Genomic DNA, 1,023 nt, shown 5'->3' with positions numbered 1-1,023 from the left:
AATGTTATCTAGTTTTGAAAGAATATAAAAAACTTGTTGACTTTGAAAGTTAAATGAGTTATAATAATTCTTGTCTTAAATGAATACAGTCTGGTAATGATGGCAGAGAGGCCACACCCGTTCCCATACCGAACACGGAAGTTAAGCTCTCTAGCGCCGATGGTAGTTGGGACCTTGTCCCTGTGAGAGTAGGACGTTGCCAGGCAATTCGGAGGATTAGCTCAGCTGGGAGAGCACCTGCCTTACAAGCAGGGGGTCGGCGGTTCGATCCCGTCATCCTCCACCATTTAGCCGACTTAGCTCAATTGGTAGAGCAACTGACTTGTAATCAGTAGGTTGGGGGTTCAAGTCCTCTAGTCGGCACCAGTTTTTATTGCAAGAGCCATTAGCTCAGTTGGTAGAGCATCTGACTTTTAATCAGAGGGTCGAAGGTTCGAGTCCTTCATGGCTCACCATTTTAATGAAATATGCGGGTGTGGCGGAATTGGCAGACGCACTAGACTTAGGATCTAGCGCCTTTGGCGTGGGGGTTCGACTCCCTTCACCCGCACTTTTAATGAAATAACTCAAACATGTCTTGCGGAAGTAGTTCAGTGGTAGAATACAACCTTGCCAAGGTTGGGGTCGCGGGTTCGAATCCCGTCTTCCGCTCCAATTTCCAATATGACATGCCGGGGTGGCGGAACAGGCAGACGCACAGGACTTAAAATCCTGCGGTGGGTGACCACCGTGCGGGTTCGACCCCCGCCCTCGGCACCATATGCGCCCGTAGCTCAATTGGATAGAGCGTTTGACTACGGATCAAGAGGTTAGGGGTTCGACTCCTCTCGGGCGCGTTTTCTTTCGGGAAGTGGCTCAGCTTGGTAGAGCACCTGGTTTGGGACCAGGGGGTCGCAGGTTCAAATCCTGTCTTCCCGATAATTGTTTGGGGCCTTAGCTCAGCTGGGAGAGCGCCTGCCTTGCACGCAGGAGGTCAGCGGTTCGATCCCGCTAGGCTCCACCATTAGTTCTTTGAAAACTGAA

Annotated in this window: 9 tRNA genes and 1 rRNA gene; all 10 read left to right on the top strand. The window is 50.8% G+C overall.

The features are described from left to right. Positions 1–89 precede the first annotated feature (89 nt). The 10 genes from rrf (at position 90) to DN410_RS26685 (ending at position 1,003) form a co-directional block, all read left to right on the top strand. Positions 90–205 (top strand): 5S ribosomal RNA (rrf, locus tag DN410_RS26730). Between the two features lie 5 nt (positions 206–210). Beyond that, a tRNA-Val gene (locus DN410_RS26725) sits at positions 211–286 on the top strand. 4 nt (positions 287–290) lie between these two features. Further along, positions 291–366, top strand: a tRNA-Thr gene (locus tag DN410_RS26720). A 13-nt stretch (positions 367–379) separates the two neighbouring features. Next, positions 380–455: transfer RNA gene (locus DN410_RS26715), tRNA-Lys, on the top strand. 14 nt (positions 456–469) lie between these two features. Continuing rightward, positions 470–550, top strand: a tRNA-Leu gene (locus tag DN410_RS26710). Positions 551–579: 29 nt separating this feature from the next. Next, a tRNA-Gly gene (locus DN410_RS26705) sits at positions 580–654 on the top strand. A gap of 16 nt (positions 655–670) precedes the next feature. Then, positions 671–759, top strand: a tRNA-Leu gene (locus tag DN410_RS26700). Positions 760–762: 3 nt separating this feature from the next. Beyond that, a tRNA-Arg gene (locus DN410_RS26695) sits at positions 763–836 on the top strand. An 8-nt stretch (positions 837–844) separates the two neighbouring features. Beyond that, positions 845–918 (top strand) — tRNA-Pro (locus DN410_RS26690). Positions 919–927: 9 nt separating this feature from the next. Further along, positions 928–1,003, top strand: a tRNA-Ala gene (locus DN410_RS26685). The last annotated feature ends 20 nt before the right edge of the window (positions 1,004–1,023 follow it).

Source organism: Bacillus sp. SH5-2 (assembly GCF_008368905.1).
Taxonomy (GTDB): Bacteria; Bacillota; Bacilli; order Bacillales; family Bacillaceae_G; genus Bacillus_A; species Bacillus_A luti.
The sequence above is the reverse complement of the archived record's forward strand: the minus strand, read 5'-3'. Positions and strand labels throughout refer to the sequence as shown.